We start from the raw sequence: 16,280 nt of genomic DNA, 5'->3' as shown, positions 1-16,280 counted from the left end.
TGGGGTCTTTCCGGGTCGGGGTCAGGTGCGTTCGCTGTCCGGGCCGCGGGCGTCCGGTGGCGCGGCCGCCCCGGCCGTCGCGGCGCTCCGTGACGCGCGGTCCGGTCTGCGGTCCTCGGGGGCCGGCGGTGCCGCCCCGGACGCCTCGGCCGTCGGCTGCCGGCCGTCCGGACCGCGCGCCTCCGAGGGCTCCCGCCCATCGGAAGCCGCGCCGCCGCGGCGCTGTCCGGCACCGCGCCGGACCAGGAGGACGAGGAGCCCTGCGCAGAGCAGGATGGCCGAACCGTGGAAGGCGGCCACGACCTGGAGCGGCGTGAAGCGCTCCAGCAGGGCGGCACTCACCAGCATGCCGAGGCCGAAGCCGGCGTTCTCGGCCGAGGCGGAGAGCCCGAAGAGCCGCCCCCGCTGCTCGTCCGGGGTGCTCTGCAGCCGGGAGACGTACGCGATCTCCGTCAGCCCGTCGGCCATTCCGGCGAGCAGTGCCACGGCGACGGCCAGAGGGGTGGGCAGGCCGGAGAAGACCAGGATGAACATCAGCGACATCGCACAGGCGCCGAGCGCGAAGACCCGCTCGCCGGGGGTGCGTCCCGCCTTCTTGACGTAGCGCTCCAGCACCACCTGGGCGGCGATGTTGCCCAGGGCCCAGGTCGCCCAGAACTGGCTGATGAAGACGGCCGGGTCGGCCGGGTCGAGGCCGGCCGAGTAGACCGGCAGCGCGACGTTGTGCGAGGAGGAGCCCAGGCCGTCGGCGGCGCGGACGGCGATCATCAGGGCGACCAGCGGCATCGAGCGCAGCAGGACCAGGGCGGCCCACCGCTGCTTTCCGGTGCCCTCCGCCGGTTCCGGCCCCTCCGGCGCGGATGCCTCGGCGCGGGTCCTGATCGGCAGCAGGGACAGCACCAGCGCGGAGACGGTGAAGGTGATGGCGTCCAGCACGAAGGCCGCCGTGTAGCCCCACTCCGACACGACCACACCGGAGGAGGCGAATCCGGCGATCATGGCGAGTGAACGGGCCGTCACCAGACTGGCGTTGGCCTTGGCCCGGTGCTCCGCCCCGACGATTTCGGGGATGCTGCTCCGCAGCGAGACCTGCGACAGGGTCGAGCACGTACCCGCGATCAGCGCGAGCCCGAACAGCGCCGCGAGGTCCACACTCTCGGGTGCCAGCAGCATGGCGACGAGAGCCGTCGCCTGCGACAGGTCGGCGCCGATCATCAACCGCTTGCGGTCCACCCGGGACACGAGCGCTCCGCTGACGAATCCGGCCGCCACACTCGTCAGCAGCCGGACCGCCATGAACAGGCCGGCCAGGAAGGCGCTTTCGGTGAGGTGGTAGACGAATACATTCAGCGCCACCAGATTGAGATAACTGCCGTACGCGGACATTCCGTTGGCAGCCACCAGAATCCTGAAGTGGCGCACGCCAATGTCCCCCTTGCACCCGCTGTCCGGTGAGCAGTGATCAACAACCTTGAGCATGTTGGCACGCATCAACCAAGAAGCACAACGAAACTGTCACTTCCGTGCGCAATCTCGAACATCGGGCATCGAGAAACCACACACTTTCAGCCTGGCTGGCCGAATCCGCATGGGGCGCCGCCGGAAACGGAGGATTCCGTTTCGGCCCGGACGCCCGGCCGGCTGCCGACGCCCTCACCGGATGAAGGACTTCGCACGGGTGCAAGACTGCCGCCATGACCATGCATCTCATCTCCGTCATCGGGAGTAGCCCTGGCGTCGGCAAGTCCACTCTGTGCCGTGCGGTGGCCCACTGGCTTACCAGTGCAGGCGCATCGGTCGACCACTTCGAGGAGGCCGACATTCTCACACGGTCGGCCTTCCGGCCCGTGGCTGAAGAGTTCGCTGGTGGGGCTGCCGCCGTCCAGCCTGCGACCTTGGTCGAGTGCACTCGCGCCTACGTCGCGGAGTCACTCGCGGCGGGCAAGGACTACCTGGTCACCGATGCCCTTCTGCCGTTCGTTCCGTCCCTGGTGGCATGGGGCCACGACGAGGGGACTCTCGTCCACGTCATGGAAGAGCTGGCCCGGGCCGTGGAACCGGCCCAGGTGACCGTCGTATACGTCCACGACGATCCGGAGACGGCGCTGCGGCGCGCAGTCGAGCGCGAAGGCGATGCCTGGGAGGACTGGTACGTGCGGAAACTCGCCGGCTCCCCTGGCACTGCGGCTGTTCATGACCTCGCGTCGGCAGCCGCTCATCTCCGCTTCGAGGCTGACCTGACCTGTCGTCTCCTGGCACGGACCCCGTGGCATGTTCTGAACCTGGACGCAGGAACACTCAATGCTCAGGAGGCACACGCCCAAGCCCGGCACCACCTGATGGACGTGCTGGGGGTGTCAGGACGACCTTCCGCGTAGCAGTCGCCACCAGGCACCAAAAAAAAGCGATGTCCCAGGGTGGAAGACGACCGGTACCGCCGCCTTCCCGGCCGTCACCACAGACCGCGGTGCCGCACCCCGAAGAGTTGCGGCACCGTCACCCCGCCCGCCCGGCAAGGAAGAAACCCTGGATCCGCGTCACTTGAGAGGAATGCAGCGCAGGGCGTGATCGGAGCGCCGGTGGGGAGGCGAGAGGAGGTGGACCAATTCGTAGGACCCTCCGGGACAGCCCTTTGCGTCCCCGATACGCGTATCGATCAGCACTCGGTTGACCGTGTAACCATCCCGCTCCAGAAGGCCCCTGATGAATTTCTCCGGGTCCGCAATGAGCTCCTTCTGCTCGTCGTCGTCGAGCTCGATACGGTAGACCTCGATGGCGGAGGCTTCGACTTCTGTGGGCTGGTGAATGGTGGCCATGGCGTCATCCTTCCGGTGAGCCGTCATATTCCAGTGTGCGCCGATCGCGGGCCGCCGCAACCGCGCTCCCGGCCCCTCCACCTCAGCCGCAGGGGAGGGCATCGGCCACCGTGCCGGCGAGGCCCCGCCACTTCCGCGAAGCCTCGCCCGTCACTCACCGGCCGGGGCCGGAATTCCGGTCACGCCCCGTCGCGCATGATGAACACGAAGCTCGCGGAGTTGTAGTAATTCGGCTGGTGCGCCAGGTACGTGCCCTTCCCGGGCGGCTTGCTCTCGTGCCAGTCCTCGGGTCCGAACAGATGCGAGGCATAGTCGGTGTCGCTGACCTGCGGAACGAACAGCAACCGGTAGCCGGCGGAATCCGGTTCGGGCTGGAAGGTCCACAGCTGGGACGGACGGCCCTCGGCGGGAGCGCACTCCTGCTGGACCACGCGGACGACGTTTCCCCCACCGGACGTCCCGTCGAGGCACTTTCCGCTGCCCGTGTTCCGCAGTGCGTAAGTGTTGCCCTGGCTCGCCGCGGCACGGCTCCAGCGCTGTGCCGCCTCGTAGCTGTCGCACGTCTGGAGCTGCAGCATGGCGCCCTCGTCCTTGGCGGCGCCCACGATCCCCACACACAGGCCCGTCGCCCGGTTGACCAGTTGGAACCCTGCCGGAGCGGTGGGCGAGGCGGAGGAGGCGACGGCCTCAGCGGCCGGACTGCTGCTCCGGCGTTCCCGCGGCTCGGCCGTGGTGCGGCTCGGAGTGGGGCTCGGGGACACCGAGACCGTGCGGGTAGCGGTCGGCGCGGCAGCTGTCGTCCCGGGAACGGGAAAGGTTTCCCGGGCGAGGGGCTCAGGAGGCGCGGGGGTGTCACCCGTCAGGATGTGGACGGTGACGCCCACGGCGGCCACCGTGGTGAGCACCACCGCGACGGCCACGACCGCGGCGAGACCCGCCGGTGTGGCGGGAAGGAACCGCCGGCCCGCGTCCCAGGTTCCGAACAACCCGACCGGCCACGCCCTGTTGGGCTGCGGGGCCGGCTGGGACGAGGACTTCGAGGCGGCAACCTTCCGTGCGGCGGACACGGCCGACGGCCCGTCGGCCGTGTCCGCCGACAGCAGTGCCGAGAGGAAGGTGTATTCCCCGGTGCGGATGGCGACGATGTCGGTCCGGGCCCGGGCACAGTTCTCGCAGGTGTCGGCGTGCTCGTCGAAGTCCTGGGAGCGGGTGGAGCTGCCGTTGCGGACGGTGTCCCCCAGGACCGCGGTCAGGTGCCGGCACGTCCGGCTGCGCGAGCGCGTGGCATAGGCCCGGAGATAGGCCTCGTACAGCCCGTCCAGGGCGAGGGCCAGCGGGGAGTCGGCGTCGGTACCCGGCTCCAGCAGCGGCGCCTCGCTGTCGGCATGGTCGCGAACGGCGTTCGCCAGGGTCGTCCGCATCGTTTCGGACAGCTCGCGGAAGGCCTGCGACAGGGGTGAGTCATCGGGCGCGGCCAAGGGGTCGGACACGGGTCTCCTCGTGCGGGTGGGTCACGTACAGGTCCTGCGGGGGTGAGGGGCGACGTCGGCACCCTTAATCGCAGCGGGTGCGGACACACCGGGCTGCTCGATGGGCGGTGCATGTCGCTGATGGGACCTTCACATGGGGAGACGGGTGCACGGACGGGCGCCGACGGCCGGGCACGGAGCTGCCCGCGTCGACGGAGCTGCGAGGGTTCCCTCGAACTCTTGGTCAGGAGATTGATCCTCCGGGACTCCCGCGTCAAGTCGAGCCGTCGGGCGGGACGTGCTCACATCCCCCACCTGGGCAGGGAAAACGCGGACGGGGGGCTGCTGTTCCCCTGGGTTGGCCCAGGGTTCTCGCCGACGTGGTGCGGGACAGCAGCAAGACGGCAGCACGACTCGCGGATCCAGGGAACGGACGGTGTCCGGGTGGTGAGGTGAAGGTGTCCGGGTGGTGAGGTGAAGGTGTCCGCGGCCCGGCGCTCGCGGGGAGGGTCCGCGGGTCACGAGGACGGTACGGCGGCTCCGGCGCGGGGCGACGGCCGTCGGGCGGAGGTGACTGACGCTCGCCGGAGGTGACTGACGCTCGGGCGACGGCTCTTCGTCGGCGAGGCGGGCGCGAGGGCACGGGGATGTGAGGTTCGCGACCGGGAAGAGCGCGGAGGAAAGGGTCCCGGAAGCAGCTGGGTCTGCCCAGGAGGCGGGGCCAGAGGTCCGCGATCGTTCCGCGCGACATGATCGCGGACCTTCTGACGGCTCCAGGAGTGCGGAGGTCCGGGGTCAGACGCGGCGAACCCGCGCGGCGATCCCGTGCCCGATCAGCAGGTAAAGAGCCGCCGGGAGACCGTAGTTGAGGAAAACCCGGACGCCTTCGCTCTCCATGGTGAAAATGTCCTGGGACCACCAGGCGAGCCAGTCGGCCACTCCGTGCACGAAATCGACGAAGACATTTCCCTGGTTGGCTTCGAGCAGGTACAGCAGGATCCACAGCCCCAGGAAGCCTGCGGCCACATCACCGATCGTGTGCAGGATCAGGGCTGTTCGATGTGCACCGGCACCGGAGTGGTTTCGGTCATAGGCACCATAGGGTCCGTTTGCGGGCATGGGTTCGCGGGTATCGCTCATGCCCTGCACATAGCCGGGGCCGAGTACGCAAAACCAGGCCCGCGCCTGCGATTCGATAACTGCTCGGCATCATTTCGGATTCCCCATTCCCGACATCAACGGCACCGCGGCACCAAAAGCCCCGGCGCCCGCGGGGACAATCCCCTTTTATGGCATTTCGCCCTTGCGATGCACGATCGCCGATCGCTCCGGCTGCGTGAATTCCGATTCGCACAGCCGGTCCAGCTTGATCGGCCCCCGCACCTCATGCCCGTTTCCCGGCCTTTGGTATCGGGTGGGACTCATTCAGCGAGGAATGAGAAGGTCGGCAGGCATGGGCGCATGCGGACATCAGCGTCGATGTGCCGTACCAGGGGCGAAGCACCACACCGCGGCCCCGTGCCGGCTCAGATGGGCCGAGGCCCTTCGACGGCACCCGAGACATCGGGAACCCGCACCGGGCGTGAGCCGTCCCGCAACGACTCCGCTCCGGCCACGCCGACCAGTGACGCGGCGACGGCGGGGCGTACCGGGATCAGCGGCGGGGCTCCCTGCTCCACCGTGGCGCGGAACCCCTGGAGCAGCAGCACAGTGCCCTCGGCCGCGCGTTCCACGGTCCGCCCCGCGGCGGTCAGGGCGGGCGGGGTGCGCTCCTCCTCGTGAGTGCCGCCGTCCGGCCGGGTCCACCCCTCCGCTCTGACCCGCACCGACCAGGACCGTTCGGCCTGCCCGCGCACGGACTCCGCCAGGGCCCGGGTCCCGCGTACGGAGAGCCAACTCCAGTGGCTGTCGGGTTCGCCCTGGAGGAAGCCGTGCCGGGTGACGGCCAGCGCACCGGTGGAGAGCCGTACCACCATCACGACCGCGGCACGGGGATCGGCTTCGTCGGCCCGGAACGCCGTCACCTCCACGGGCCACGCGTCCGTGAGCGCCAGAACCGGGGAAACGGTGTGGGTGCAGTAGGCCGTCGGCGCGATCCGGCCTCGCCAGTGGGTGGGATCGCCGGTCAGCGCGGTGACCGCCTCCGGGGACATGCCGTGCAGATAGTCGGCCTCGATCAGGCTGATCCGGCCCAGTTCACCGCCGTCGATCGCCTGCCGGAGGGCGCGCGCATGGGGATGCAGCACGTAGTTCTCGGCGAAGGAGTAGGTGGCCGAGGACCGCTCCGCCGCCGCGACGAGCCGCCGGCCCTCCGTGGCGTCCGTGCAGGCCGCGGACTCCGACAGCACATGCACACCCCGCTCGAGGAACGCGGCGGCCAACGGGGCGTGGGCGTCGAAGTCGTTGGCGATCACCACCCCGTCGAGGCGCTGCTCCAGCAGATCCTGCCAGCGTTCGGTCAGGGCCGCGCCCGGTAATCGTTCCCTCGCCGCGGCCCGGCGCTCCGGGTCGTGATCACAGGCCGCCACCACATCCATGCCCAGTTCCTGACACCAGGTCGCGATATGGAGCCCCATCCGCAGACCGATCACTCCTGTCCTCATGGAAGCCATCCTCGGGGTGTCCACCACCGGTTGGGCAACCGGTTTTCGGCGCCGGACCGGTGGACGGGCCGACGAGCGTTGCGGGGCGGCCACCGGTACGCCGCTCCCGCCGTTCGATGGCGTCTCCGCATGATTCCGCCATCCGCGACACGGACGTTCGTGCGGCACCTCGCTCCCATTCCGGCATTCCCGCACGTCAAGAATTGGCGGCGGTCCGTCACCGGATCACCGGCGCAATGGCGGTAAACCGTCTCCTCCCTCCGTTCGCCACGCGGCATACTCGGGCCCGGCCGGCTTTCGCCCGGCGCCCGCCATGGCGCGAGCCATGAGGGCGGTGTGCAGCGCCGTTCACGACCCGTGGACGGCGTGGCGACGGCCCACCCGCGATCGTCGGAACGCAGCACTGCGGTGCAGGTCCGAGCAGTGGTACCGCTCGACACCGCGCCCTCGGATGTCCGCACCACGCATGTCCGCGCCATGCATGTCCGCGTACGCACGTCGGCTCCGCGAGCTCCCCGGTCCGTCCCGCTTTTCACTTTTTGCTTTTCGCTCAGGCATTGATCCGTGGTCCCGATCGCATGGTCACCCTTCCGCCCCGAAGTATTTCCGACCGTGCACACGCTCCGCCCGGCGTTCCCGGCTCCGACAGCCGGGCGTTCGACCGGAATTCCGCGTGGCGCAGCACCGCGCCGCGCCCTGCACACGCGAATACGGAACCCGGCAGCGCCCGACGCACATGGCACCTGCCCAGCCGCCCTGAGCCCCAACAGCCGCTCCCCCGGGGCCCCCTCGGTCCTGCACACGGCGGCGGCAGCACCCCGGTGACCGTCACGGGCCGGGCACGAGCACAGCTCCGTACGACCCATCGTTCTCGTTCCGCGCGCATCTCCACAGGAGGCAGGTCATGAACAGAGGGCTTCATCGCACCGTCGCACTCCTCACCACGGTGTTCGGCTGCACGCTGTGCCTCACCGGCCCGGCGAGCGCAACCCCCGGTGCACAGCCGCCCGGATCCGGCTCGGCCGGCACGCTGGTCAGCAAGAACGGCACATCGGTCACCGTCACCGCGGGCGTGGGCCGGGGCAACACCATCTCCGTGTGGCAGGCCGGTGACACCATCCGGATCCGGGACACCGGGGACGCCGTCGCGGCGTTCGGCGGCTGCGTCGCGGTCAGCGCCATCGAGGCGGTCTGCCCGGCCGCGGGCACGCTCACCGAGCTCGTCGTCAACGCCGGTGACCAGAACGACAGCGTCACCTCGTCCCTGGCGACTCCGGGAGTGACCGTCGTCGGTGGCGCGGGGGACGACAGTCTGCAGGGCGGCAACGCCAACGACACCCTGGAGGGTGACGAGGGGGCGGACTTCCTCTCCGGCGGTGGCGGCAACGACACGCTCACCGGTGCCGGCGGTGCGGACCGGATCTTCGGCGGCACCGGCAACGACTCGATCGAAGGCCGTGACGGCTCCGACACCATCAACGGCGCGGCCGGGAACGACGTGGTGAGCGGCGGTGGCGGTGGCGACCAGGTGGTCGCCGGCGAGGGGAACGACTTCGTCGAAGGCGGACCCGGCCGGGACAGCATCAACGCGGTGGACGAGATCAGCGGCAACGACTACGTCCAGGGCGGCACCGATGCCGACCGTTGCACCGCCGACCTGGGCGACAGCGTCACGGAGTGCCCGTGACCCGGTACACCGGAGCACCGGAGAGCCCCCGTCGAGCCGCCGCCGCACCACCACGAAGGAGACGCAACGCCATGACCGTGCGACGCAGTCACGTGATCCTGTCGGCCGGGGCGCTGCTCTGCGCCGCGTGGACCGGGCCCTCGGCCTGGGCCACCCGGCTCACCGACGCACCGGGGCGGACCGCGGGCGCCACCGTGGTCGAGCTGACGGCCGGGACCCTGGTGGTCACGGCCGGCCAAGGAGTGGCGAACGACATCACCGTGCGCCGCCAGGGCGGCATCGTCCTGGTGTCGGACACCGGGGACGAGGTGCGCGCGGTGGCCCCGTGCGAGGCGCGGTCGCAGAACTCCGTGGCCTGCCCGCTCCCCACGGCCGTGCTGGTCAACGGACAGGACGCCGACGACGACATCACCGTGTCCCCGAACGTGGACGCCCCGGCGACGCTCTTCGGCGGCGGTGGCAGGGACCTGCTCAACGGCGGGCCCCACGCGGACCGCCTCGTCGGCGACGAACCGGCCGGGGTCACCGGCCGTGCGACGGCGACCCCGGGGAACGACACCATCAACGGAGGCCCCGGCAACGACACCATCTCGGGACTGGCCGGGAACGACACCATCAACGGCAACGCGGGTAACGACACACTCAACGGCAATGAGGACAACGACACCCTGAACGGGGACTCCGGCAACGACACCCTGATCGGAGGCAGCGGCAACGACAGCCTGGCCGGACACGAGGGCAGCGACACCCTCGACACCCGCGACGGGGTGAACGCCAACGACAGCCTCGACGGCGGTCTCGGATTCGACTCGTGCACCCGCGACGCGGGCGACTCCATGGCCAACTGTCCCTGATCCGCAGCCGGTTCAGCGGGCCACGGTCGCGCGGGGCCCGACGGTGACGGGCGAGCCGGCACAGAGGTACCGGGGCCGCAGGGCCGACGGTGCCGGACCGTTCACCGGTACCGCCTCTCCGGCGCAGGGCAGGAGAGATGGTACGGACGCGGGCCGGGGCTCCCCGCGCGCGGACAGAGCCTCTCCGCTGCCCTTTCGCGTGGTTCGGGTGGTGACGGGGCTCCCCCGCGCGCGGACAGAGCCTGCGGGGTTCGGTCGGCCCCGCAGGCTCGGCTGCTCCAGCGGCGCGGGCCTGCGCATTCCCGACATCGGCTGATCCTCGCCGGTCCGGCGGCGTCCGGCCGATCCCGGGGTACGCGATGGGAGGCCCCACTACCATGTGAATCTTGCACCACCCCCTGCCGAAAGGGTCTTATGACCTCCCTCCCGCCCCAACGCCCCACCGGACAACGGCGCAAACCGCGCCACGGAACTGCGGCCCGCGAGCCCGATACCGACGGTGCGATATCCCGCCGGTCCACCGCGGGGGGCCTGGCCCGGGGCGCGTGGCCGGCAGCCGGCGCCGTGGTGATCGCGGGTGTGATCGGCGGTGCGGCGTGGGCCCTGAGCGACGACGGCGACCCGGCGGCGCACCGGCCGCCGGCCGCGAGCCCCGCCCCCACCGGCCGTGACGACGCCGATCCGCCGTCCTCGGCCCCCTCCCCCCGGGAGCCGAAGCCGGTGTCCGTGCCCTTCGCCCCGTACGTCGACACCTCGTTGGCGGCGTCCTTCGATGTGACGGGCGCCGCACGGACCATCGGCGTGAAGGACTACACACTGGCCTTCGTGGGGCCGAGCGGCCGCTGCACCCCGGCATGGGGCGGCTCCACCCCGCTCGGCCAGGACCGGGTGGCGGCGAAACTCGGCGACCTGCGGTCGGCCGACGGCGACGTCCGGGTCTCCTTCGGCGGCCAGAGCGGCCACGAGCTGGCCAGGTCGTGCCCGTCCGTCCCGAAGCTGGTTTCCGCCTATTCCCAGGTGATCGACCGCTACAAGCTGAAAAGAGTCGATTTCGACATCGAGAACGGGGCACTGGCCGACGACGCCGGCAACGACCGGCGGAACCGGGCCATCGCGGCGCTGCAGAAGTCGCACCCGGGCCTGGACGTGTCGTTCACCCTGCCGGTGCTCCCCCGCGGCCTCACCCCGGACGGCGTGTCGCTGGTGCGCAACGCGAAGTCGCACGGTGTCGACATCGGCGCGGTCAATGTGATGGCCATGAACTACGGCGCGTCCCCGGCACCCGACCCGGACGGAAGGATGGGGGACTACGCCATCGACGCCGTCGAGAACACGCACAAGGCGCTCAAGGGCGTCCTCGGCACCTCCGACACGGAGACCTGGCGGCGCATCGCCGTCACCCCGATGATCGGGGTCAACGACGTCAAGGAAGAGGTCTTCACCGTCGCCGACGCGGCCAAGGTCGCCCGCTTCGCCCGGTCCAAGGACATGGCATGGGTGTCGATGTGGTCGGCGAGCCGCGACAAGGCGTGCCCCGGCGGCTCCGGTGGCCGTGCCGCCGCGACGTGCAGCGGCGTCGACCAGTCGGCGAACGACTTCGCCAAGGCATTCAGCTCGTCCTCGCGTTGACACGCCGGTCTCGACGGCCCTGCGGGCCGCGGCCCGCCGCTCGCGGGAGGGCCGGCCACGGGCGGGTCCCGGCGATCAGCCGGGCCCGCCCGGCCGTCCCGGGATCCTTCCCGGGGAGGAAGTCCGGTCTGCTCCTGTGGGAGGACGCGCCGCGTGGGCCCGGGCTGAGAACCTTGGCGTGAGGGGGCCGACCGTCCGGCCCCGGGAGGGACTTCACATGACCGACACGCAGTTATCGGTCCGACGCCGTATCGGACTCCGGGTGTGCGCTCTGGTTCTGGCCGGAGCAAGTCTGCCGGCGTTCGCACCGGTGGCGTCGGCCGCCCCGGCCGCACCGGCACCGGTGTCCGAGGGCCGGCACGGGCCCACCGATCTGGGGCCGGAACTCAGGGCCCTGGTCGACAAGGCGGGGGCGACGGCGGCGCTCGCCGAGGTGCGTGACCGCGGACGCGTCGAGTGGCGCGGAGCCGCCGGTAAGGCCGATCTCGCGACCGGGGCACGGGCCCGGGCCGACGGCAGGTTCCGGATCGGGAGCGTCACCAAGACCTTCCTCTCCACGGTGACCCTGCAACTGGTGGCCGAGGGGCGGATCCGGCTCGACGACCCGGTGGAGCGGTATCTGCCCGGTGTGGTGCCGAACGCCGGGAAGATCACCGTCCGGCAGCTGCTCAACCACACCAGCGGTCTCTTCGATTACACCACCGACCCGCAATTCGCCATCGAGAACGAGGCGGATCTGCGCCGGTACCTTGCCGAGGGCCGCTGGAAGAGCTACCGCCCGCAGCAACTGGCGGACATCTCGAGCCGGCACGCCCCCTACTTCCCGCCCGGCCGCGGCTGGAAGTACTCCAACACCAACTATGTGCTCACCGGGATGCTCATCGACGAGGTCTCGGGGCGGACCTGGCAGCGCGAGGTGGGACGGCGGATCATCCGCCCGCTGAAGCTGGCGGACACCAGCATGCCCTCCACCTCCACGCGCATTCCGGGACCGCACGCCAAGGGCTATCTGCCGCTGCCCGAAGGGCCGGTGGACATCAGCCGCCTCAACCCCAGCGTCGCTGACGCGGCCGGCGCCGGCATCTCCTCCACCCGGGACCTCAACCGCTTCTTCACGGCGCTCTTCGGCGGCCGTCTGCTGCCGGCCGCCCAGCTGAAGGAGATGAAGAAGACCGTTCCGGCGCCCGAACTGGGCGCGGACTACGGACTCGGAGTGATCCGCATCCGGACCTCCTGCGGACCGCAGTGGGGTCACCTGGGCGGCATCGACGGATACTCGACGGCCATGCTCGGAAGCGAGAACGGACGTCACCGGGTGGCGCTGTCGGTCAACCCTTATGGCGAAGACCCCTCGCAGGGCGCGCACTTCGAGAAACTGCTGTCGAAGGCCCTGTGCGGCACGTCCGCGGCATCGGCCGGCACCGTGCCGTCACTCTCCGCCGCACGCAACACCCTCCGCTGAGCCTCACCGGTCAACCCGGGGACGGCAGCAGGCCTTTGCCCCGTCCCCGGGATCGAACCCTCGCAATGCAGTGGCCCGGCCCCCACGGGACGTGCCGCAGGCCCTCACGGAAAGGGTGAGGGCCTGCGGACGGGCGTGCGGGGATCCGCTCAGGCAGCCGGAGCGGGCGAGGCCTGGGCCGCCGCGGAAGCGTCCTGGGCCGGGGCCGAGGCGTCCTGGGCCGGCGCGGAGGCGTCCTGCGCCGGGGCCGAGGCGACCTGGGTCGGTGCCGGGGAAATGGCGATCGTGCCGGTGTTCACGAAAAAGATGCTCGGCTGGTAGGTGACGGCTGAATTTCCCTCACCGACCTGGCACACGACCGATCCCTGCGGCTCCTGGGACGCCTCGCCGACAACTCCGCCGACGGAGGGGGAAACGGTCTGCTCGCCATTGGCACATTCAATGCTGCCCGCGGGCCATTCCTGCCAGTTCTCGACCGCGGGCTCGTCCTGCCCACGACTCTCCGCGGATTCTTCCTGCCCACGGCTCTCCGCGGACTCGTCCTGCCGCGATGCGTTCTCCTCGGACTCGTCACCCTGCCCGTTGTCCGCGGATTCCTCCTGCATCTGGTCATCCGTGTATTCATCCTGCATTCGGCTGTCCGCGGGATCGTCCTGCGTCCTGCTGCTCGCGGGGGTGTGCAGCTCCTCGGCAGAGGCAGCCGAACCCGCAAAGCCAAGAGTGGCAGCCGAAAGTGCAGCCAGGAGAGACACTGTGACGGAGGTGCGCATTCCTCACTCCTTACTCGGGGACATGCCCGGTGTTCTTCTCCCGACTGACTGGAGAAAGACGCGAGCGTTACCCAATATGGCAGCGCGCCCGAACACCGCAACCAGAACGGGTTCGCGGAATTCACCCCGGTGGCTCACGGGGAGCGTCGTATGCCGTGCGGTGCCGCACGGCTGACTGCAGTGCGGATTGCGGCGGGCCGGTACTCCTGACGTGTGCGGTGCGGCCGGCCGTCGGACGCCCGGTCATCCGAAAGGGTGCCCGGGATACCGCCGACGACCCCGTGAGCGGGAGGATGGGAAACCCGGCACCGGAGCCCCGCCCGCGGGCCACGGCCATGTCACGCGGCACGCCTCATCGGAGCCTGCTCGCGGCCCCTTCGGGGCGACTGCCGTCCGCTGCCGCCCCCGGAGGGGCGTGTCACACGGCACCGCACCCCGGGGCACGCCAAGGTTGAGGGGTCCGCACCCCAGCCACGACCACCGGGGACCGCCTCATGAACACCGCAGATCTGCTCATCGATGCGTTCGAGCGCATTCAGGAGTCCGTGCACGGAGCCGTCGAGGGTCTTTCGGCCGAGGATCTGCACGCACGCGTCGATCCCGGGGCGAATTCGATCGCCTGGCTGGTGTGGCACCTCACCCGGATTCAGGACGACCACATCGCCGACGCTGCGGGCCGGGAACAGGTGTGGAGCGCCGAGGGGTGGGCGGAGCAATTCGCGCTGCCGTTCCCCGTGGAGGCCACCGGCTTCGGCCATTCGAGCAGGCAGGTCGGGCAGGTACGCGTCCAGTCCGCCGGTCTGCTGCTGGGCTATGCCGACGCCGTCCACGAGCAGACGTTCGGCTTCGTGCGGGGGCTTCGCGGTGCGGCGCTGGACCGGGTCGTGGACGAGGCGTGGAATCCCCCGGTGACCCTCGGGGTCCGGCTGGTGAGCGTCATCGCCGACGACCTCCAGCACGCCGGTCAGGCGGCATTCGTCCGGGGAGCACTCGAACGGCGCTGAGGTCGGATCGTCCGGGGAGCACTCGAACGCCGCTGAGGTCGGCCGGCGGCCCGCCCGTCAGGCCGCGTTCCGCTCGTCGGCCGTCGCCTGCCACCGGTTGCCGATCGCCCGCAGCAGCGCCGGGTACACCCCGACGTACCGGAAGGGCTTGATGGCCGCCAGGTAGAGGGCGCCGAACGGGCCGTTCGGCTTCACCAGAACGGCCATCCGGCCCCGATGGCCGCCGGCGCCGTCCGGTACCCACCCGATGTGCATCACGGCATGCACGGTCCGGTTGGCCGTCTCGGTCGCCCACTCGTCGTGCGTCAGATAGAGAGAGGTGAACGGAGTCCCCCGGGAGTCCGGGCCCCGAGGCCCCTCGCGGAGGTCCGCGGGCAGGCGGTCCCGCAGCGTCCCCACCCGGTCGCCGAGGCCGGCACCGGGCTCGTCCCAGCCCAGGAGCCGCCCGAGCCGCCACCGCAGCGCGAAGAGCAGCCGTGACACCGGGGACGTGCGGTGCGCCCCGTCCCCGTTCGCCATCTGACGCACCAGCCACTCCAGGTCGTCGGGACCGCCGGGTGTCGGCAGCTCCCACACGTCCTCGACCCGGAAGTCGCCGGCGATCTCGTGAATCCGCCAGGGGCGGCCGGTGTGCGCGGTCACAGGCAATCTCACAGCAGGACCCCCTTCCATACGGTGCCGTATGGAAGAAGGCTAGCACCCCCCGTACGGCACCGTATGGGAGAGAGGGGCCAGGGGACCGAACGGCATGCAACGGGCGGCGGAGGCAGGGGACCTGCTCAGTCCGTGTCCGTGGCCGCCAGCACGGCGATCCGGCGGCCACCGGGCGCCACGGCGGCGATCCCGTAGTCGTTGATCTCGTTGTGGAACCACTCGGTGCCGGCCTCGAAGCGGAACCATGTGGAGGCCGCCGCCAGCCGCTCCACCTCCGCCGCGCCGGCGTCCCGCTTCGCGCCGACGAGTCCGGCGATCGAGCGCCAGGCGCTGAGCCGCCCGTAGGCACCGTGCACTCCGGATGTGTACATTCCGCCGGCCGAGGCCGTCGCGAACAGCGTCTGCCACACCTCGTCCAGCGGACAGGGCCCGGCCTCGAAGCGGCTCAGTTCGTCCAGCCCGGCCACGCAGTCCATGGGCAGTCCGGCGAGCACACCGGGGAGGTCCACCGGGTCGATCCGTTCCCGCGAGGTGAAGACCCGAGCCTCGTAGCCACCCCATCCGCCGACGGACGGCGGCCCGCCGATGGCCTCGACGAGATGCGCCGGCGTCGACTCGTGGACCGGGTACCGGGCGGCGGCGCGCCGCGCGGCCGCGTCCACCCACTGCCGCGACGCCATGCCCGGGTAGCCCACACCGACGGCTCCCCGGTAGGAACGGCCGGGGAACTCCCCGCCGTACTCCATGCCGGCCAGCCGGTCCGGCAGCCAGGCGAGGCGGTGCCACTCGGGAACGATGAACGCGGTGCCCGCGAGGCGGTGCAGCTCATCGGCGTTCTCACCGCGCAGCAACAACTCGTGGTAGAGACACACCCTGAGTTCGTCACCCGACCTGGTCGCCTCGTCGGAGAGCACGTACGCCGCGTCCCGGAGGGGCTGCCCCTCCGCGATGAGGGAGGCGAGCAGGCGGGGACGCATCCCCTCGGGACGCTCCCGGCTCTCGCGATGCAGCACGAGCAGCTGCTCCACGAAGGGCCTGCCGGGTGTGAGCGCGAGCACCCGCATCAGGTGCCCCAGCCGCGAGTCCAGACCGCGCACCGCCTTAGCGGCAGCCTCGTACTGCTCGGCGAGCAACCGGCCGAGGGCGCCGACCTGCTTCGCGTCGCCCTGCCTCGCCCAGCCTTCGGCCGTGTCCCACGAGTCCCGCGACGCGGCCACCGCTTCCAGCTCACTCCGCCCCGTCATGCGCCACCTTCTTGTCGTCTCGTCACGCCCCACGGCGTCGGCCCACCGCTCGGAGTCCCCTCGGCCGTGCGGCTGTGCAGCCGTCTCC

The 16,280-nt window shown here is 70.8% G+C and carries 14 protein-coding genes; 6 read left to right on the top strand and 8 right to left on the bottom strand.

Features of this window, described 5'->3' with window-relative positions:
• Positions 1–21: 21 nt before the first annotated feature.
• On the bottom strand, positions 22–1,422 hold the full coding sequence (locus AC3EQ1_RS06425; RefSeq protein WP_432093293.1) for an MFS transporter: 1,401 nt from the start codon (positions 1,420–1,422) through the stop codon (positions 22–24).
• 272 nt (positions 1,423–1,694) lie between these two features.
• Here AC3EQ1_RS06425 and AC3EQ1_RS06420 point away from each other — a divergent pair, with 272 nt between their 5' ends.
• On the top strand, positions 1,695–2,378 hold the full coding sequence (locus AC3EQ1_RS06420; protein WP_432093292.1) for a hypothetical protein: 684 nt from the start codon (positions 1,695–1,697) through the stop codon (positions 2,376–2,378).
• 159 nt (positions 2,379–2,537) lie between these two features.
• Here AC3EQ1_RS06420 and AC3EQ1_RS06415 read toward each other — a convergent pair whose 3' ends face one another.
• The 4 genes from AC3EQ1_RS06415 to AC3EQ1_RS06400 form a co-directional block, all read right to left on the bottom strand.
• Complete coding sequence (locus AC3EQ1_RS06415; RefSeq protein WP_432093291.1) at positions 2,538–2,816, bottom strand: hypothetical protein; 279 nt, start codon at positions 2,814–2,816, stop codon at positions 2,538–2,540.
• A gap of 179 nt (positions 2,817–2,995) precedes the next feature.
• Positions 2,996–4,306 (bottom strand): RICIN domain-containing protein, encoded by a 1,311-nt coding sequence (locus AC3EQ1_RS06410; RefSeq protein ID WP_432093290.1) that lies wholly within the window; start codon positions 4,304–4,306, stop codon positions 2,996–2,998.
• A 774-nt stretch (positions 4,307–5,080) separates the two neighbouring features.
• Entirely contained in the window at positions 5,081–5,425 is a 345-nt protein-coding gene (locus tag AC3EQ1_RS06405; RefSeq protein WP_432093289.1) for a hypothetical protein, read from the bottom strand.
• 386 nt (positions 5,426–5,811) lie between these two features.
• The gene (locus AC3EQ1_RS06400; protein ID WP_432093288.1) at positions 5,812–6,888 is read right to left on the bottom strand and encodes a Gfo/Idh/MocA family protein; all 1,077 of its coding nucleotides are present in this window, start codon (positions 6,886–6,888) and stop codon (positions 5,812–5,814) included.
• Positions 6,889–7,792: 904 nt separating this feature from the next.
• On the opposite strand from AC3EQ1_RS06400, the gene AC3EQ1_RS06395 reads away from it, so the two are divergent.
• The 4 genes from AC3EQ1_RS06395 (at position 7,793) to AC3EQ1_RS06380 (ending at position 12,520) form a co-directional block, all read left to right on the top strand.
• Complete coding sequence (locus AC3EQ1_RS06395) at positions 7,793–8,575, top strand: calcium-binding protein (RefSeq protein ID WP_432093287.1); 783 nt, start codon at positions 7,793–7,795, stop codon at positions 8,573–8,575.
• A 71-nt stretch (positions 8,576–8,646) separates the two neighbouring features.
• A complete protein-coding gene (locus AC3EQ1_RS06390; protein WP_432093286.1) occupies positions 8,647–9,429 on the top strand; it encodes a calcium-binding protein in 783 nt (260 codons plus the stop codon).
• Between the two features lie 564 nt (positions 9,430–9,993).
• A complete protein-coding gene (locus tag AC3EQ1_RS06385; RefSeq protein ID WP_432093285.1) occupies positions 9,994–11,058 on the top strand; it encodes a chitinase in 1,065 nt (354 codons plus the stop codon).
• Positions 11,059–11,275: 217 nt separating this feature from the next.
• Complete coding sequence (locus tag AC3EQ1_RS06380; RefSeq protein WP_432093284.1) at positions 11,276–12,520, top strand: serine hydrolase domain-containing protein; 1,245 nt, start codon at positions 11,276–11,278, stop codon at positions 12,518–12,520.
• Between the two features lie 149 nt (positions 12,521–12,669).
• Here the strand turns inward: AC3EQ1_RS06380 and AC3EQ1_RS06375 are convergent, their stop codons facing one another.
• Positions 12,670–13,290: a hypothetical protein gene (locus AC3EQ1_RS06375; RefSeq protein ID WP_432093283.1), complete on the bottom strand. Its 621-nt coding sequence runs from the start codon at positions 13,288–13,290 to the stop codon at positions 12,670–12,672.
• A 494-nt stretch (positions 13,291–13,784) separates the two neighbouring features.
• Between AC3EQ1_RS06375 and AC3EQ1_RS06370 the strand changes: the two genes are divergently transcribed.
• A complete protein-coding gene (locus AC3EQ1_RS06370) occupies positions 13,785–14,294 on the top strand; it encodes a mycothiol transferase (RefSeq protein WP_432093282.1) in 510 nt (169 codons plus the stop codon).
• 57 nt (positions 14,295–14,351) lie between these two features.
• On the opposite strand, the gene AC3EQ1_RS06365 is transcribed toward AC3EQ1_RS06370, so the two are convergent.
• Positions 14,352–14,948 carry a DUF2867 domain-containing protein gene (locus AC3EQ1_RS06365; RefSeq protein WP_432093281.1) on the bottom strand — a complete coding sequence of 199 codons (597 nt, stop codon included), beginning with the start codon at positions 14,946–14,948 and terminating at the stop codon, positions 14,352–14,354.
• 125 nt (positions 14,949–15,073) lie between these two features.
• A complete protein-coding gene (locus AC3EQ1_RS06360; RefSeq protein ID WP_432093280.1) occupies positions 15,074–16,192 on the bottom strand; it encodes a DUF6183 family protein in 1,119 nt (372 codons plus the stop codon).
• Positions 16,193–16,280: the final 88 nt, after the last annotated feature.

The sequence above is a fragment of the Streptomyces sp. bgisy100 genome, assembly GCF_057709105.1.
Note: the sequence above shows the minus strand (reverse complement) of the source record. Positions and strands in the feature narration are given on the sequence as shown.

Bases quoted from the DNA above. Each gene is read 5' to 3' on its own strand.
- AC3EQ1_RS06380 (WP_432093284.1), top strand. From the start codon at position 11,276: ATGACCGACACGCAGTTATCGGTCCGACGCCGTATCGGACTCCGGGTG.
- AC3EQ1_RS06415 (WP_432093291.1), bottom strand. From the start codon at position 2,816: ATGGCCACCATTCACCAGCCCACAGAAGTCGAAGCCTCCGCCATCGAG.
- AC3EQ1_RS06395 (WP_432093287.1), top strand. From the start codon at position 7,793: ATGAACAGAGGGCTTCATCGCACCGTCGCACTCCTCACCACGGTGTTC.
- AC3EQ1_RS06400 (WP_432093288.1), bottom strand. From the start codon at position 6,888: ATGAGGACAGGAGTGATCGGTCTGCGGATGGGGCTCCATATCGCGACC.
- AC3EQ1_RS06375 (WP_432093283.1), bottom strand. From the start codon at position 13,290: ATGCGCACCTCCGTCACAGTGTCTCTCCTGGCTGCACTTTCGGCTGCC.
- AC3EQ1_RS06370 (WP_432093282.1), top strand. From the start codon at position 13,785: ATGAACACCGCAGATCTGCTCATCGATGCGTTCGAGCGCATTCAGGAG.
- AC3EQ1_RS06390 (WP_432093286.1), top strand. From the start codon at position 8,647: ATGACCGTGCGACGCAGTCACGTGATCCTGTCGGCCGGGGCGCTGCTC.
- AC3EQ1_RS06420 (WP_432093292.1), top strand. From the start codon at position 1,695: ATGACCATGCATCTCATCTCCGTCATCGGGAGTAGCCCTGGCGTCGGC.
- AC3EQ1_RS06405 (WP_432093289.1), bottom strand. From the start codon at position 5,425: ATGAGCGATACCCGCGAACCCATGCCCGCAAACGGACCCTATGGTGCC.
- AC3EQ1_RS06360 (WP_432093280.1), bottom strand. From the start codon at position 16,192: ATGACGGGGCGGAGTGAGCTGGAAGCGGTGGCCGCGTCGCGGGACTCG.